At 30.9% G+C, this 14,788-nt stretch carries 14 protein-coding genes; 3 read left to right on the forward strand and 11 right to left on the reverse strand.

Going from position 1 to position 14,788, the window contains the following annotated elements; translation table 11 throughout:
* Positions 1-6 precede the first annotated feature (6 nt).
* On the reverse strand, positions 7-969 hold the full coding sequence (gene speB / locus AMN80_RS05070) for an agmatinase (protein ID WP_075520888.1): 963 nt from the start codon (positions 967-969) through the stop codon (positions 7-9).
* 51 nt (positions 970-1,020) lie between these two features.
* Here speB and AMN80_RS05075 point away from each other — a divergent pair, with 51 nt between their 5' ends.
* Both AMN80_RS05075 and AMN80_RS05080 read left to right on the forward strand, forming a co-directional pair.
* Entirely contained in the window at positions 1,021-1,758 is a 738-nt protein-coding gene (locus tag AMN80_RS05075; RefSeq protein ID WP_075520889.1) for a putative zinc-binding metallopeptidase, read from the forward strand.
* 2 nt (positions 1,759-1,760) lie between these two features.
* Positions 1,761-2,414, forward strand: coding sequence for a peptidylprolyl isomerase (locus AMN80_RS05080; RefSeq protein WP_075520890.1), 654 nt, complete (start codon positions 1,761-1,763; stop codon positions 2,412-2,414).
* On the opposite strand, the gene AMN80_RS05085 is transcribed toward AMN80_RS05080, so the two are convergent.
* The 7 genes from AMN80_RS05085 to AMN80_RS05115 form a co-directional block, all read right to left on the reverse strand.
* Positions 2,407-4,629, reverse strand: coding sequence for a 3-hydroxyacyl-CoA dehydrogenase/enoyl-CoA hydratase family protein (locus AMN80_RS05085; protein ID WP_075520891.1), 2,223 nt, complete (start codon positions 4,627-4,629; stop codon positions 2,407-2,409). The genes AMN80_RS05080 and AMN80_RS05085 overlap by 8 nt on opposite strands.
* Positions 4,630-4,636: 7 nt before the next feature.
* Positions 4,637-5,491: an ABC transporter permease gene (locus tag AMN80_RS05090; RefSeq protein ID WP_075520892.1), complete on the reverse strand. Its 855-nt coding sequence runs from the start codon at positions 5,489-5,491 to the stop codon at positions 4,637-4,639.
* 2 nt (positions 5,492-5,493) lie between these two features.
* The gene (locus AMN80_RS05095; protein ID WP_075520893.1) at positions 5,494-6,747 is read right to left on the reverse strand and encodes an ABC transporter permease; all 1,254 of its coding nucleotides are present in this window, start codon (positions 6,745-6,747) and stop codon (positions 5,494-5,496) included.
* Between the two features lie 71 nt (positions 6,748-6,818).
* Positions 6,819-7,934, reverse strand: a complete 1,116-nt coding sequence (locus tag AMN80_RS05100; RefSeq protein WP_075520894.1) for an extracellular solute-binding protein — start codon at positions 7,932-7,934, stop codon at positions 6,819-6,821.
* A 120-nt stretch (positions 7,935-8,054) separates the two neighbouring features.
* The gene (locus AMN80_RS05105) at positions 8,055-9,143 is read right to left on the reverse strand and encodes an ABC transporter ATP-binding protein (protein ID WP_075520895.1); all 1,089 of its coding nucleotides are present in this window, start codon (positions 9,141-9,143) and stop codon (positions 8,055-8,057) included.
* A gap of 42 nt (positions 9,144-9,185) precedes the next feature.
* Positions 9,186-10,352: a M24 family metallopeptidase gene (locus AMN80_RS05110; protein WP_075520896.1), complete on the reverse strand. Its 1,167-nt coding sequence runs from the start codon at positions 10,350-10,352 to the stop codon at positions 9,186-9,188.
* A 9-nt stretch (positions 10,353-10,361) separates the two neighbouring features.
* Positions 10,362-11,021 (reverse strand): maleate cis-trans isomerase family protein, encoded by a 660-nt coding sequence (locus AMN80_RS05115; RefSeq protein WP_082256577.1) that lies wholly within the window; start codon positions 11,019-11,021, stop codon positions 10,362-10,364.
* Positions 11,022-11,217: 196 nt separating this feature from the next.
* Here AMN80_RS05115 and AMN80_RS05120 point away from each other — a divergent pair, with 196 nt between their 5' ends.
* The gene (locus tag AMN80_RS05120; RefSeq protein WP_075520948.1) at positions 11,218-12,372 is read left to right on the forward strand and encodes an ABC transporter substrate-binding protein; all 1,155 of its coding nucleotides are present in this window, start codon (positions 11,218-11,220) and stop codon (positions 12,370-12,372) included.
* A 2-nt stretch (positions 12,373-12,374) separates the two neighbouring features.
* On the opposite strand, the gene panB is transcribed toward AMN80_RS05120, so the two are convergent.
* Genes panB through AMN80_RS05135 form a run of 3 tightly spaced genes read right to left on the reverse strand, consistent with a single transcriptional unit; the run spans position 12,375 to position 14,762 of the window.
* Positions 12,375-13,151 (reverse strand): 3-methyl-2-oxobutanoate hydroxymethyltransferase, encoded by a 777-nt coding sequence (gene panB, locus AMN80_RS05125; RefSeq protein ID WP_075520898.1) that lies wholly within the window; start codon positions 13,149-13,151, stop codon positions 12,375-12,377.
* Entirely contained in the window at positions 13,148-14,095 is a 948-nt protein-coding gene (locus AMN80_RS05130) for a 5-oxoprolinase subunit C family protein (RefSeq protein ID WP_075520899.1), read from the reverse strand. Before AMN80_RS05130 ends, panB begins: the two co-directional genes overlap by 4 nt.
* On the reverse strand, positions 14,085-14,762 hold the full coding sequence (locus AMN80_RS05135) for a 5-oxoprolinase subunit B family protein (protein ID WP_075520900.1): 678 nt from the start codon (positions 14,760-14,762) through the stop codon (positions 14,085-14,087). Before AMN80_RS05135 ends, AMN80_RS05130 begins: the two co-directional genes overlap by 11 nt.
* Positions 14,763-14,788: the final 26 nt, after the last annotated feature.

Below are 14,788 nucleotides of genomic sequence, written 5' to 3' on the forward strand. Positions count from 1 at the left end.
ATTAACTTATCCTTTAACTTTTGCAAATAAATTAGTCAGCTCGTAAATTATAGTCGCTGCAGCCAAAGATGTAACCTCTGCATGATCATATGCCGGTGATACTTCAACAACGTCTGCTGATATTAATTTTAATCCTGATAATCCTCTAATAACATTAACCATTTCTCTTGTGGACATACCAGCTATCTCAGGTGTCCCTGTGCCTGGAGCAAAAGCAGGATCTAATACATCTATATCAATCGAGAGATACAATGGATTATTACCCACTCTTTTTCTTATTCTACTTACTATTTTATCAATTCCCTCAGTTTGAAACTCATCACAATGAATAATTTTAAAACCAAAACTTTCGTCGTTTTTTAAATCGTCTCTGCTGTATAAAGGACCTCTAATTCCAACGTGCATGGATGCATCATCAAGAAATAAACCTTCTTCTCTTGCCCTTCTAAAAGGAGTCCCATGAGTAAATGGTGCACCCATATAAGTATCCCAGGTATCAAGGTGAGCATCAAAGTGTACTAAAGCTACAGGCCCCTCATTAATTTTATTTACTGCTCTAAGGAGTGGAAATGCAATTGTATGATCACCTCCCATGCTAATAATGCCACCTGTTTGTTTTAAAAGATCGAGAGCTCCGTTTTCTATTTGATGTATAGCCTCTTTTATATTGAATGGATTACAGGTTATATCTCCTGCATCTGCAACTTGTTGAACTTTAAATGGTTCAACATCATAATCTGGGTGGTAATTTGTTCTTAAATGTCTAGATGCTTGTCTAATACTTTGTGGTCCAAATCTTGCACCAGGTCTATAACTTGTTCCTGCATCAAAAGGAATTCCTACAATTGCTACATCGCAACCTTCCACATCTCTAAGTTCTGGCAATCTTGCAAATGTACTTGGTCCTGCAAACCTTGGTACAATTGTCCCGCTTACCGGTTGAATTGTATCTTTATTTTTTTTCTTCATTTATTTAATCTAACATATAATATTTGATTAAAGTATAATCATAATTTTCCAATGAAGTTAAACTTTTACATAATTTTGCTATTATTATTATCATTTGTAGTTAAAGCTGACCAAATTTTTGAACTAATAAAGATACCTAATTTAACTTTACATAAATTGGAAAATAAAAACTCATTAGCATTCTTAAAGCCTACAAAAGATTTTTTTGTTGGTTCAAGTTCTGAGAATGTAAGTTGTAAAAAAAATCAATCTCAGAATTTTAATGGAAAGTATTTAGAGGCTCAAAAAAGTTTCAATAAATATAACGATGATTTTTTTAGAAAAATTGAATTAAAATATATTGTTCTATGTAGTGAATTAGAAATAGCAGGAATACCCTCACTTGGATTTGCTAACCCTGAAATGAAAACACTTGTTTTAAATATAAATACCAACAATTCAAATTTTGAAAGAGTATTACATCATGAGGTTTTTCATATAATTGAACATAACTTTAATGAATATTTTTTAAATATTTCTTGGAGTGAATTAAATTCAAAAGAATTTAAATATTCAGCTTGTTCGACATGTTCTAATAACTATAGCTTAGAAAAAATTAACAATAGTAAAGGATTTGTATCTGAATACGCAAAATCAACAATGTCCGAGGATATGGCTGAAACTTTTTCTTTTATGATGTCAGACAATAAAATAATTCAGGATATGATTAGTAAAGATGAGATACTTAATAAGAAAGTAAAAACAATTAAAAATATAGTTAAAAAAATAGATGTTAAACATCAATTTTAAAAATGTTAAAGAAAATTAAACAAACAAAATCTGAAAAATTATTACTAATTTTTTTAATTTTACTTGCAATGTTTTCCTTAATTTCTTTTACTTTAATTAAAAATAAATGTTTGTTTGTTGAGAAAGTAAACCTCACAAAACTAAATTTTAATAATCCTGAAAATATCGTTATATTAAATGTTCCATGTGGCAATGTTGTAATCGAACTTTTTCCAAATATTTCACCAAATTCAGTCGAAAGATTTAAAAAGCTAGTTAAAAAAAAAGAATATGACAATGTTGCATTTCACAGAGTTGTTGAAAATTTTTTAGTGCAAGCAGGAGATCTCGAATTTGGTAAAAAAGATAATATAAATTATACTTATATAGGTAGTGGAAGATCGAAATACGGTTTAATTAAACCAGAAACAAATAAACCATTTAAATTTAAAAGAGGTACAGTAGCTTTTGCAAAAAGTAAAAGTGGGAATGCAGAAGATAGTGAATTTTTTATCCTTTTGGCTGACGCCTTTTTGTTTGAGGGTGAATACACTCCTTTAGGAAGAGTTGTTAATGGTATTTCTGCTTTAGAAAAGATTAAATTTAATGATCAATCTGAATATGTTTTAAGACCAGATTTTATTAATTCTCTAAAAATGTTTTCTGATATCAATTAACTAGTGGCTTTCCAGTAGCTAAGGTATGTCTTATTCTATCTTTGGTCTTATCTGTTTCAATTAAGTTCATGAATGATGCAAGCTCTAACTGGTATAAGTTATCCTCAGTTAATAATCTATCTGAAGTAGTATCTCCACCGCTCAAGACATTTGCAAGTTCTGTTCCTACTTTCATGCCATGATCTAATATTACTTTTTCATTATAAAGTTTTTCCAGCACCTTAATCATTTTCTCTTTTAATGGTTTTCCTGATAATTTAAATGTACATTCAGTTGGAGATTCAAAATTTTGATTTTGATCTATTATTTTTTTTGACTCGGAAAAAAGACTATTTCTATTCATTATTTTTTTATCTTCGGGTTTTAGATATTTCAAAGGCTCGGCTTCAATTGGGGAGGTGGCAGTTTTCCCATAACCAATAATATCAAAAACTTTTAACGGTGCAAAGTCAGGATCACTTTTTGCCTCAGAAGTTTGTGACCATCTCCATAACATTTCTTTACATCCACCTCCAGCTGGAACAAGTCCGACCATGGTTTCAACTAATCCAACTACTATATTTGTATGGGATGCAACAAAATTACTTTGTACTAAAACTTCAAATCCTCCACCCAAAGTAAGACCAGATGGAGCTGATACCACTGGATATTTTGAATATTTTAATTCCTTGCAGGTATCTTGAAAATATTTAATAAATTTTTCTATTGATTTATAATCATTTTTTTCTGCAAAGTTCATAGTGTAACTAAGATTTACACCTGCAGAAAATTGCATACTTTCATTAATTACTATTAATGGTTTATCAGTTGCTTTTTTAAGTGCATCCATAGAGTCGTAATCTAATGCGCAAGCCTTTGTAGTAAATTCAACAATATTGAAGTCTTTAAATCTATATATTTCAGCTGACTTATTTTTATCCGTTTTTATTGCCTTGGGTTTTACTTTTCCTAAAGTTTCAATATCAGTATATAATTGTCTAGAACCATAAAAATTCTCATCTTTTGTTTTTGATAAATTTTCTAGAAAGGCGTTATTTTTGAAGTCGTCTATTCGATTAAAAAATTCATTAACTCCAATAGATTTAAGCATCTCGAAAGGACCAATAGCCCAATTAAATCCTAGTCTCATTGCTTCATCAATGTCATTGAATTTATCTGTAATACCTGGAACTAATGATGATGCATATTTGATTATTTTTGATATGACTGACCAAGAATATTCGCCGTATTTGTCTTTTCTATTAATTAGTTCTTTTAGATTTACAGTATCAATCCCCATGTCTATTTTTTTAGATGGAGAATAATCGCCTGATTCTAAATTTATAGCCTCTAATATTTTTTGATTATTTTCTTTATTCATTCGATAGAAACCGCCCTTGCCTTTCCTTCCTGTATACCCAGTCTCAATTAATTTTTTTACTAAAGGTATTTCTTTAGCAACTTCTTGAAATGGATCTTGCTCAGGAAGCTCTTTTATAAAACTTTTTAATACATCGGCCATAAGGTCTATTCCGATTAGATCATATAAACCAAAAACACCTGTTTTTGGAATACCCATTGGTCTTCCAAAAACAGCATCAGCTTCTTCAATTGATAATTTCATTTTGAATGCTTCAGTCATAGCTACTTGCATTGCATAAACACCTATTCTATTTCCAAGAAAACCAGGTGTATCATTACAGACGATTGCACCTTTGCCTAATTCATTTTCACAAAATCTTTTTAAAGAATCTATTTTTTTTAAATCGTTATTTTCGTTTTTGACAATCTCTAAAAGTCCCATGTATCTAACAGGATTAAAGAAGTGTGTTATACAAAAATCTTTTTTTTCATCATCAGTTAAGTGTTCTGATAAAATTTTTATAGGAATTGAGGATGTATTAGAAGATACAATTGCACCTGATTTTCTATTTTTAAATATTTTATCATATATTTTGTGTTTTATATCTATTCTTTCAACAACAGCTTCCACAATCCAATCAGCTTCTTTAACTACATCAAAATCATCCTCGATGTTGCCAACTTTAATATTATCAATTTTTTTTTTGTCGATTAAAAGTGGCGGTCTAGATTTAAAAATTCTTTCTTTAGCCTTTGTGCTAATATCTGTTGATAGATCTAAAAGAGTAACGGGAACATTGGCATTACATAGATGTGCAGCTATTCCACTACCCATAGTACCAGATCCAATGATGACAACACTTTTAATTTGCATTTATTTTTTATCTATTAATTCCTCTGAGTCTTTCAGATCTTCTTCTTAACAACTCAGCTGTAACAAGAATAAGTGTAGATAAAATAATCAAACATGTCGCAACTGCAAGAATTGTTGGACTTAGCTGTTCTCTTAAACCAGTCCACATTTGAATTGGAATAGTTGTGTTCTCTAAACCAGCTAAAAATAATACGACAACAACTTCATCAAAAGAGGTTACAAAAGCAAATAAGCCACCTGAGATTACACCCGGTAAAATTAAAGGTAATGTGATTTTCATGAAAGTATTAACTGGATCACTTCCAAGACTTGATGCAGCTCTAGTTACACTGTGATCAAAGCCAGATAAAGTAGCTGTCACTGTTATTACAACAAACGGTGTCCCCAAAATTATATGTGCTAGAACTATACCAGTATGTGTAGCCGCTAAACCAGCTTTTGCCATAAAGAAGAAGATAGCTACACCAGAGATAATTAAAGGAACGATCATTGGAGAAATTAGTGTTGCCATAATCAATCCTTTATAAGGCATGTGTCTGCTACTTAACCCTAATGCTGCAACAGTTCCTAAAAGAACCGAACCTAATGTTGCAAAGATAGCAATTATAAAACTATTTTTAGCTGCTAGACCCCAAGGATTTTTTGTTCCATAAATCATATCCTTATACCATCTTAAAGAAAATGCATCTGGATCAAGGTTTTTCATCCCTTCAGAAAAACTGAGAAATTCCTCTGCATTAAATGACAAAGGAAAAATTACGAAAAGAGGTGCAATCAAAAAGAAAAATACGCATGTGCAAATAAAAATATATACGTAATGCCAAATTCTGTAATGTGGTTCTGTATATTTTGGTAACGCCATAATTATCCTAGTTTTATATTATCAATTCCTACTAATTTGTTATAAACCCAATATATTGCAAGCACTCCAGCTAATAACATCAGTCCCATTGCTGATGCGAAACTCCAATCTAGTGTACTCTTCATATGAAATGCAATTTGGTTACTGATCAAGGTACCTGATGCACCGCCTACTAGCGCTGGTGTAATGTAGTATCCAATAGCAAGTATAAAAACTAGCAAGCAACCTGCACCAATACCTGGAATAGTTAAAGGAAAATATACCTTCCAAAAAGTGATAAATGGTGTTCCTCCAAGTGATTTTCCAGCTCTCATTAAGCTTGGGGATATGGTTTTCATTACACTATATAAAGGTAAAACCATAAAAGGTAATAAAATTTGTGTCATTGCAACATAAGTTCCAGTTTTATTGTACATCATCTCTGGCCGGTTATCGTCAGCTACTAAGCCAATCATGACAAAGAAGTCATTAACCACTCCTTGCTGTTGGAGAAGTATCATCCAACTTGCGGTTCTAACTAAAAGGGATGTCCAAAATGGAAGTAGTACACAAATCATTAAAAGGTTGCTGTACTTCATTGGTAATGTCGCAAGTAAATGTGCAATTGGATAAGCCATTAAGAAACATAATAAAGTTACAAAGAAAGCAATCTCTAAAGTTCTAAGCCAAAGCACTCTATGTATTCTACGATCTTCCTCTACACTTACAATTTCACCTTCTTCATTTTTATACATGTCCATGCCCTTCAGATATTTTGCACTTGTAAATGCAGGTGCCCGTCTTTTAATAGCTCTCCAATATTCAACGTCTGCCCATCTTTTGTGAACAGACATTATTTGCTCTTTATAATTTCCTTCCTCGAAGTTTTTGGCCTTTCTTCGTAATTTTTTTAAAATACTTTTAAAACCATTCTTGGTGTAATTTAATTGAGTAGAAAGTTTTCCATCACGTTTTTCTTCTACTAATTTTTGGAAATCTATATAGAAAGCTTCGAATACTTCCTCAGGTGGTATTTCATTTCCATCCCACTTTTCCATCGATTTAAATGTTTTTGGTAACATTTCAGTAACCATTTTATCATCGACACTTCTCATGAGCATGTCGCCGATTGGAAAGATATAAGTGATTAGTAAAAATAATAATAAAGGTGCAACTAAAAGAAATGCTTTAATTTTATTTTTTCTTTCAGCTTTTTTTAAACTTACCTCGAGAGGTATTCCGTCTGTTGTTAAAATTTTTCCAGTTTCGCTGCTCATAAAATAAAAAAGGGCGGCTATAAATAACCGCCCTTAATATAATATATAATTTTAGTCTTTAAAACTTAAAATTATAGACCAGACTTCATTGCTTCCCATTTTTCACCAAGCTCTGTACCGTTATCAGCCCAGAATATTGGATCTACTAAGAAGTAATTTTTAGTGTTTGCTGGTGCAGTTGGCATTTGTGGTACCATGTTAGTCTTACCATCTTTATACCATGGCTCACCTGCTGCCATAACTTTAAGTGATGATTTTCTCCAAGGTGCATATGCAATATATTTTGCACTTCCTGCTAAACCTTCTGTACTTGTCATCATTGCTAGTGCTTTTTTAGCATCGGCTTCGTTTGGTCCACCCTTAACTAGTACGAAATATTCGTAGTCAAGTCCTTGACCATCCCAAACTTGTTTGATTGGAGCGCCTTCACCGATTTCTGCGTTGAAGAATCTACCATTCCAACCAGTTGCCATAACAACTTCACCAGATACTAATAGTTCTGGTGGTTGAGCACCTGCTGACCAAAATACACATCCACCGTTAGGGTCTGTGCAAAGTTCTTTGATCTTGTTCATTGCTCTGTTTACACCTTTTTCAGTTTCAAGAGCTTTGTAGATTTTTGCTCCACCTTTTCCTGGCCTAATACCATCTGCTGCTAAAGCGATCTCTAAGTTAGTTAGAGCGCTTTTGTAGATAGCTCTTTTTCCAGGGAATTTTTTTGTGTTAAAGAAATCTTTTATAGTCTTTGGAGTGCCTTTAACATTGTTCGTATTGTAAGCATAGTTCCAAGAATATAAAATGTTTCCTACAGCACATTTACTTGGCATCGGAGCAAAGAAATCTTTACTCGCTACAGTACCATCTGGTGCTGGTGGAAAGTCTTTGTCGAAATCAAATTCTACAAATAAACCCTCGTCACATCCAGTGATAGTGTCCATAGCAAATACGTCGATAATATCCCACGTAATTTTCCCTGCCTCTTTTTGTGCTTTAATCTCTGATAATCCACCTGAGTAGTCGACCCAATTGATCGGTACACCAAGTTTTTTAGCAGTAGGGTCACCATATCCTAACTTTTGTGACTCTGTATATGCCCCACCCCAAGATGCAACAGTAACTGCATATGCTGATGAGCTTATAGAAAGTGCAAAAGATAGAACTAGTAACAATTTACTTAGTTTTTTCATTATTCCTCCGTTTAAACGTTTTTTAAAAGCTAATTACAGCAATATATGAGTAAGGAGTCAACAGCGCATTTCATTAAAATATGCCTAATTTAATTAGATAAATTTTATTAAACCTATGGTTTATTTTGGGTCTAACGCTCTCGCATCATGACTATTCCAACTAACATTAATTTCATTTCCCATTTTAATATCCATGTTAGCAGAACTATTTGGGACTTTTAAAATGAATTCTTTGTTTCCAAGCAAGTCTATTCTTACCCTAGTGTGATCTCCATGGTAAATAACTTCTTCAATTTTACCTTTAAAATTATTATCCATCTTATTTTTTGTGTTTATAAGAGCTCTTTCAGGTCTTAGCGACACAGTAGTTTTGTCACCATTTGAACTTACAGATATTGGATTTGCAATTATCTCTGAACCATTAGATAATTTTACTTTACATTGATCCTTTTGAAAATTTGTTACCTCGCCCGCAAAAGTATTATTTTCTCCAATAAACTCTGCTACAAAAGAATTAACGGGCTCTTCGTACAATTTGTCTGGAGAAGACAGTTGTTGAACTTTTCCGTCATTAAATACAGCAATCCTATTTGACATTGTAAGAGCTTCGCTTTGATCGTGCGTAACATATACAACAGTAACACCTATGCTTTCATGGATATGTTTAATTTCATATTGCATACTTTCTCTCAGATTTTTGTCTAAAGCACCTAGAGGTTCGTCCATTAAAACTACTTGAGGATCAAACACTAAAGCTCTTGCGACAGCAACACGTTGTTGTTGACCGCCTGATAGTTGTCCCGGCATTCTGTTTTCAAATCCAGATAATGACACCATTGATAATGCCTTATCAACTTTCTTATCTATATCATCTTTATTTATTTTTCTTACCTTAAGAGGAAAGGCCAAGTTTTCATAAACTGTCATGTGTGGAAACAATGCATAATTTTGAAAAACCATTCCAATACCTCTTTTATGGGGTGGTATGTTTGATATAGGATTTTTATCTAAAAAAATTTCACCGTTTGTCGGTGTTTCAAAACCGGCTAACATCATTAAACAAGTAGTTTTACCTGAACCAGATGGTCCAAGCATCGTGATAAATTCTCCTTCAGCAATATCAAGATTTAAATCCTTTACAACAAGGACCTTACCGTCATAACTTTTGTCTACTTTATCAAATTTTACAAATTCTTGGTTCTTTGACATTGGATAAGGTTTAAAACATTTGTAGGCTAATAATTCAAGTTTTTATTTTACGTGTAAATCTCTTGAAAAGTTGCATAATAACTCATTTCCACCTTCAGTAATCCTTATAGACTCGGAAGCTTCAACTCCCCAATCACCAAATTGCATTACAGCTATCATATGATAACAAACATTCGGTTTTAAAATTGTCATATCACCTTTAGAAATATTAAGAGTATGTTCTCCCCAGTCTGGTGGATATCCTATTCCAATTGAATAACCGGTTCTAGATTCTTTTTTAATTTTGTATTTATCTAATATTGCCCAAAATTTTTCAGCAACATCATTTGCAGTGTTTCCAGGTTTGCTTGCATTAATTCCAGCTTCTAAAGCCTCATTTGTAGCATTCATGGCATCAATTTTCTTTTGTTCTGGTTTTCCTAGATTAACAGTTCTTGCCATTGGAGCATGATATCTTTTATAAGTGCCAGATAATTCTACAACAGTGGCCTCTCCAGTAACAAACTTTTCATCACTTGCTGTGAGATGAGATGCGGACGTGCCTTTGCCAGTAGGCAAAAGAGTCGCGATACTTGCATATTCACCTCCAAAATCATTTGTTCCTTTAAATAATGTTTTTTGAATTTCGGCAACAGCATCACATTGTCTTACACCTGGGTTAATTATATCCATCGCAGTCTTCATTGCATTTTCTGAGATAATTGCAGCCTTTTTCATAAAGCCTATTTCAGCTTCCGATTTAACTACTCTTACCCAATTTACTAATCTTTCCGAGTCTTTTATTGTAGCGTTGGGCAATCCCTGTTTAAGCTTTTCATAACAGTATGCTGTAAAATAATGCGCATCCATTTCTACACCAGTTTGTAGTTTATCCCATTTATTTTTTTTTAATAAATCTACTAATGCATCGTATGGGTGAGAAGGCCAAGTATGAATATACTTTTCATCGTAAATTACTATGTTTTCTTTTTTAAGATATGTTTTTATAAACGCCCCACCTGCATCTTGGGCTCTAATAAAACAAATAGGTTCATCGGAATTAATATGAACAATTACACATTGAGCATAATAAAATGACCATGCATCATAACCAGTTAAATAATTTATATTTGCAGTGTCTTGGGATATTAAAAGCTCAATACCTTTTTTTTGCATTGATAATTGAACTTTTTTAAGTCGATCTTTATATTCATTTTTGGAAAAGCTCATATTTTAATATTAAGAAAATAAACTTCCATAACCTTTTATAGAGTTATTTATATTTATATATTCTAAAGTCTCCCAAATTAAAGCTTGATTACTAGATAAAACAGTTATACCCAATTTCTTTTCTAACTTTTCTATTATATTTAATACTGGTAATGACGTGCAAGATACAAATAAAGCTTCAGCATCTTTGTGATCAATTTTAGATAAAATTTCAAATAGTTTATCTTGATCTACTCTTCCAATATCAATATCAGATTCAATATCAAAATATGTATTTGAGGTAATCTCAAAATTATTATCTTTAAAAAAAATTACTACATCATCATTCACGCTTTTAATATATGGTGTTACGATAGATATCTTCTTGATATTTTTTTTTTTTAATGCATTTAAAGCCGCTGTACTAGGAGTGGTTACCAAGGTATTTGGTTTTGCCAAATTGATTTTTTTTTTAATATTGTCATAGCCAGAAACAATTGTTCCTGATGTACATCCATAAACAACACAATCAACCTCTTCTCCAGGAAGAATATTTTCTGTTACAGATGTAATATTCTCTGTCATTTTTTTTAGATTGTCAGCTGTAACCGGATTATAATTGGTTATTCTATTAACAAAAATATCAGCTGGTACCTCATTAAAAACTTTTAAAAAATCTTTTTCTATCATTACGTCAGTTGCTAGCACAATGAGACCCACTCTTGGATTATTTTTTTTTATAAATTGGGGTTTAATTTTTTTTTGAATCCATATTAATAAGTTGTATTATAGACATATAGATATCAAGTTTACGGTTATGTTAATAGATAAAACTAATACCTCACTCAATAAAACTTTGTTATTTTTGGTAGTTTATATTTTTTTTATGATACCAAATTCATTTGGTAAAAAAAATATAGAGATTAAAGTAGGTATCTTGCTAGGTTTTACTGGTGCAGTTGAAAGTTTAACACCTTCTATGGCAGACTCAGCAGAATTAGCTTTTAATGAAGTAGTCAATAATAAAGATAAGTTCAATGAAATTACTTTTAAAGTAATAAGAGCAGACACAACTTGTAACAATATAAAATTAGCAAAAAATGCTGCTAAAAAAATTATTGATGATGGTGCTAGTGCAATAATAGGTGCAGCATGTCCTAATATGACAATTGATATTGCAAAAGAGTTATCAATACCAGAGAAAATATTGATGATTTCTCCAGCCGATACATCAAATGAGTTAATTCAATTAGAAGACAATGGTTTTATTTTTAGAACGACACCTCCTAAAATTAGAGGAAGTCAAATATTAGCTGATATTACAAAAGATAGAGGAATTAGAAAGTTAGCTATTTCTTATAGCGGTGATAAGGATTATAAAAATTTTGCTGAGTTTTACAGAAATACGTTAGATAAAAATAATATAAAGACCACAATTATGTTGCCACATGATAAGAATACTAACGATTATTCAAAACATATTTCTGCTTTAAGTGCTGCTGGAGGTGATGCATTAGCGGTGATAAGTGATTTAAATTTAGGAGGAGATCAAATTATAAAATCTATATTGGATACGGGCATGTTCGAGATATTTATCTTAAATGAGAGCATGATAGAACAAAATTTGATTGATGATTTTAAAAAAAAAGATTTAAAAAAATCTTTTGGGTATGTTCAAGGACTATCAAATTTGGGTTCTGAAAAATTTATTAATTTAGCACAAAAATCTGGGGTTGATCCATCTAGTCCATATACAGGTGAGTCTTATGATGCTGCAGCAATTATAATATTATCAAATTTTGCAAAATTATTTTCAAATTATAATTCTATAAACAACGCTATTTACTCTGTAGCAAACAAACCAGGTGTTAAGATTTATCCGGGTGAGATCAATAAAGCAATAAGGATACTTCGTGATGGTAAATCAATTAATTATGAAGGAGCCACAAATGTAGAATTTGATAAGTTTGGTGATACTTTTGGCTCATTTGTAGAAGTTGATTTAAAAAAAGGAAAATTAAAAAGCAAAAAACTCAGATAAATTTAATAACTATATTTTTTTGAAGGATATTTATTTTTTTTTACATCTCTACTAAAATTTTTAATGGCTAACTTAATATGTTTTCTAATATTTTGGTAACTTTTTACAAATTTTATTGTTGTTAAATTTAACCCAATTAAGTCGTCTGTTACTAAAACTTGTCCATCGCAATTAACGGAGGAGCCAATTCCAATGGTTGGGATTTTTAAGTTTTGAGTAATTTTTTTTGCTAATTTTGTTTCAATACACTCTAATACAATTGAAAAAACACCACTTCTTTGAAGTAATTGAGAATCTGTTAATAGATTTTTTTTCTCAAAACTTGTTTTTCCTTTATATCTAAATTTTCCTTTCTGAGTTTGGGGCAAAATTCCTAAATGACCCATAACATTTATTCTATTTTTCCTTAAATATTCAATAATATTAATTATTTTTTTTCCTCCCTCTAGTTTGACCGCATCTGCTTTTGTATATTTAATTATTTTTTTTGCATTCTTTAAGGCCTCTTTTTTATTTCTGTAAGTGTTGTATGGCATATCTACTACCATCAAACTTTTTTTAACACCTCTTCTTACACTTTTTGAGTGCTCAATCATCATGTCAAGATTTACTTTCTTTGTTGTGTCAAAAGAATATAAAACTGAACCCAATGAATCACCCACTAAAATTATGTCTGTATATTCATCTAAAATTTCAGCAAAATTTTTTGAATAAGAAGTTAAACAAATAATTTTTGTTTTATTTTTTTTTAATAAAATTTTTTTAATTTTAGCGTTCATAATATTTTACTAAGAATATTGTTAGTCTCGATATTATATAATTTATATAAATTTTCAGCATCCTTTAAGTTAATCTCTTTAAATTTTATTTTTGAACCTGGAGTTATTTGAACAAGTTTGTCATAATCTGCGCTTATAACCACACCTAGCTTAGGATAACCACCAAGTGTACCGTGATCTGATAGCATTATGATTGGTTTTCCATCAGGTGGTATTTGAATAGTTCCTTTAACTAAACCCTCGGATTTAATATTTGTTTTTTTGATATTTTTTAATTTAGTACCTTCTAATCTCATGCCCATTCTATCTGTAAATTTTGTTACCTCAAAGTCTTTAGAAAAAAAATCCTTAATTGACTGTTCTGAAAAATAATCAAAATTCGTTCCTTTAATTACTCTTATAAATTCTATCTTGGAATTTATAAAATCTAATCTTTTATTTGATAATTGATTTGGCTCGTTAAGTTTTATATCCTGACCGTCAATTAATTTATTACCGTTGTTTGGTCCAATCTGTGCTCTAATAGTAGTAGAGAAACTATCCCAAACTTTGTCCAACTTAAAACCTCCGCTTACAGAAAAATAACCATAAACAGACTTGTTTGTTGAACAAATATCTATTGTATCCCCTTCATCTAGCTCAATAGTTCTGTAACATTCACCTTTATTTTGAGAATTATTGTTTTTTATAATTCTGAAATTAACATCTCCAGTAACCACAATATTTCTTTTTTTACCAAAATATTTTAATGAAGGACCTTGATAAGCAAATTCAAGAACTGGATTATTTTTATTATTATCAATTAGTTTATTTGCAATTAAATAATTTCTCTTGTCCATAGCTCCACTAAAAGGTAAACCTATATGATATAAGTTTTTTCTTCCTAGATCTTGAAAAGTTGAATTTAAACCTCCTCTTGCCACGTGAAAATAATCATTTTTCATAAATTTTTAGATATTCTTTTTTTGTAATTTCATAAAAAATAACCTCATCGCCAGGACTAATTAAATTTGGTGTCTTCTGTGTCGTTGTATTAAAAATAGTTATTGGAGTATTTCCAATTATGTTCCAACCTCCCGGACTTTCAAAGGTATATATATTACAGAATTGTTCTGTTAAACCAACTGAACCTCTTGGAACTTTTACTCTTGGAGTTTCTAATCTCTCTAGTTGAATCTTATCATCGGTATCTCCTAGAAACGGCATACCTGCAACAAACCCTGTCATATAACAAAAATATTTTCTCTTTAAAAACAAATCAATTATTTCCCTTTTTGATTTTTTTAATCTTTTTTCAAGCCTATCTATATCTAATGAAAAATCGTTATGAAAACACGTGGGAATTCTGATTTTTTTAAACTCACTTTCTATTTTATCTTCAACATCTAAATCTAATATTTCTTGTTTTAAATTATGATAAGAAGTTTCATTAATGTCAAAAGTAATAACTAGTTTGTTATATGATGGAGATAAATTTGTTATTCCTTTAAAATTTTTTTTTCTTAAGGTCATAAAATATTTGATGACTTTTGAATTTATCTCCTTATTAACCTCGGTTCCAAAATCACAATAAATCGCTGCGTCACCAAGATTGGCTATATTTTTAATCATACAATGTTATACTTCATGAAATATTT

The organism is Candidatus Pelagibacter communis (assembly GCF_001179985.1).
In the GTDB taxonomy this organism is placed as follows: Bacteria; Pseudomonadota; Alphaproteobacteria; order Pelagibacterales; family Pelagibacteraceae; genus Pelagibacter; species Pelagibacter ubique_J.

Excerpts from the sequence above, each read along its gene's own strand:
- speB (WP_075520888.1), bottom strand. The coding sequence starts at position 969 with ATGAAGAAAAAAAATAAAGATACAATTCAACCGGTAAGCGGGACAATT.
- AMN80_RS05075 (WP_075520889.1), top strand. The coding sequence starts at position 1,021 with ATGAAGTTAAACTTTTACATAATTTTGCTATTATTATTATCATTTGTA.
- AMN80_RS05080 (WP_075520890.1), top strand. The coding sequence starts at position 1,761 with ATGTTAAAGAAAATTAAACAAACAAAATCTGAAAAATTATTACTAATT.
- AMN80_RS05085 (WP_075520891.1), bottom strand. The coding sequence starts at position 4,629 with ATGCAAATTAAAAGTGTTGTCATCATTGGATCTGGTACTATGGGTAGT.
- AMN80_RS05090 (WP_075520892.1), bottom strand. The coding sequence starts at position 5,491 with ATGGCGTTACCAAAATATACAGAACCACATTACAGAATTTGGCATTAC.
- AMN80_RS05095 (WP_075520893.1), bottom strand. The coding sequence starts at position 6,747 with ATGAGCAGCGAAACTGGAAAAATTTTAACAACAGACGGAATACCTCTC.
- AMN80_RS05100 (WP_075520894.1), bottom strand. The coding sequence starts at position 7,934 with ATGAAAAAACTAAGTAAATTGTTACTAGTTCTATCTTTTGCACTTTCT.
- AMN80_RS05105 (WP_075520895.1), bottom strand. The coding sequence starts at position 9,143 with ATGTCAAAGAACCAAGAATTTGTAAAATTTGATAAAGTAGACAAAAGT.
- AMN80_RS05110 (WP_075520896.1), bottom strand. The coding sequence starts at position 10,352 with ATGAGCTTTTCCAAAAATGAATATAAAGATCGACTTAAAAAAGTTCAA.
- AMN80_RS05115 (WP_082256577.1), bottom strand. The coding sequence starts at position 11,021 with ATGATAGAAAAAGATTTTTTAAAAGTTTTTAATGAGGTACCAGCTGAT.
- AMN80_RS05120 (WP_075520948.1), top strand. The coding sequence starts at position 11,218 with ATGATACCAAATTCATTTGGTAAAAAAAATATAGAGATTAAAGTAGGT.
- panB (WP_075520898.1), bottom strand. The coding sequence starts at position 13,151 with ATGAACGCTAAAATTAAAAAAATTTTATTAAAAAAAAATAAAACAAAA.
- AMN80_RS05130 (WP_075520899.1), bottom strand. The coding sequence starts at position 14,095 with ATGAAAAATGATTATTTTCACGTGGCAAGAGGAGGTTTAAATTCAACT.
- AMN80_RS05135 (WP_075520900.1), bottom strand. The coding sequence starts at position 14,762 with ATGATTAAAAATATAGCCAATCTTGGTGACGCAGCGATTTATTGTGAT.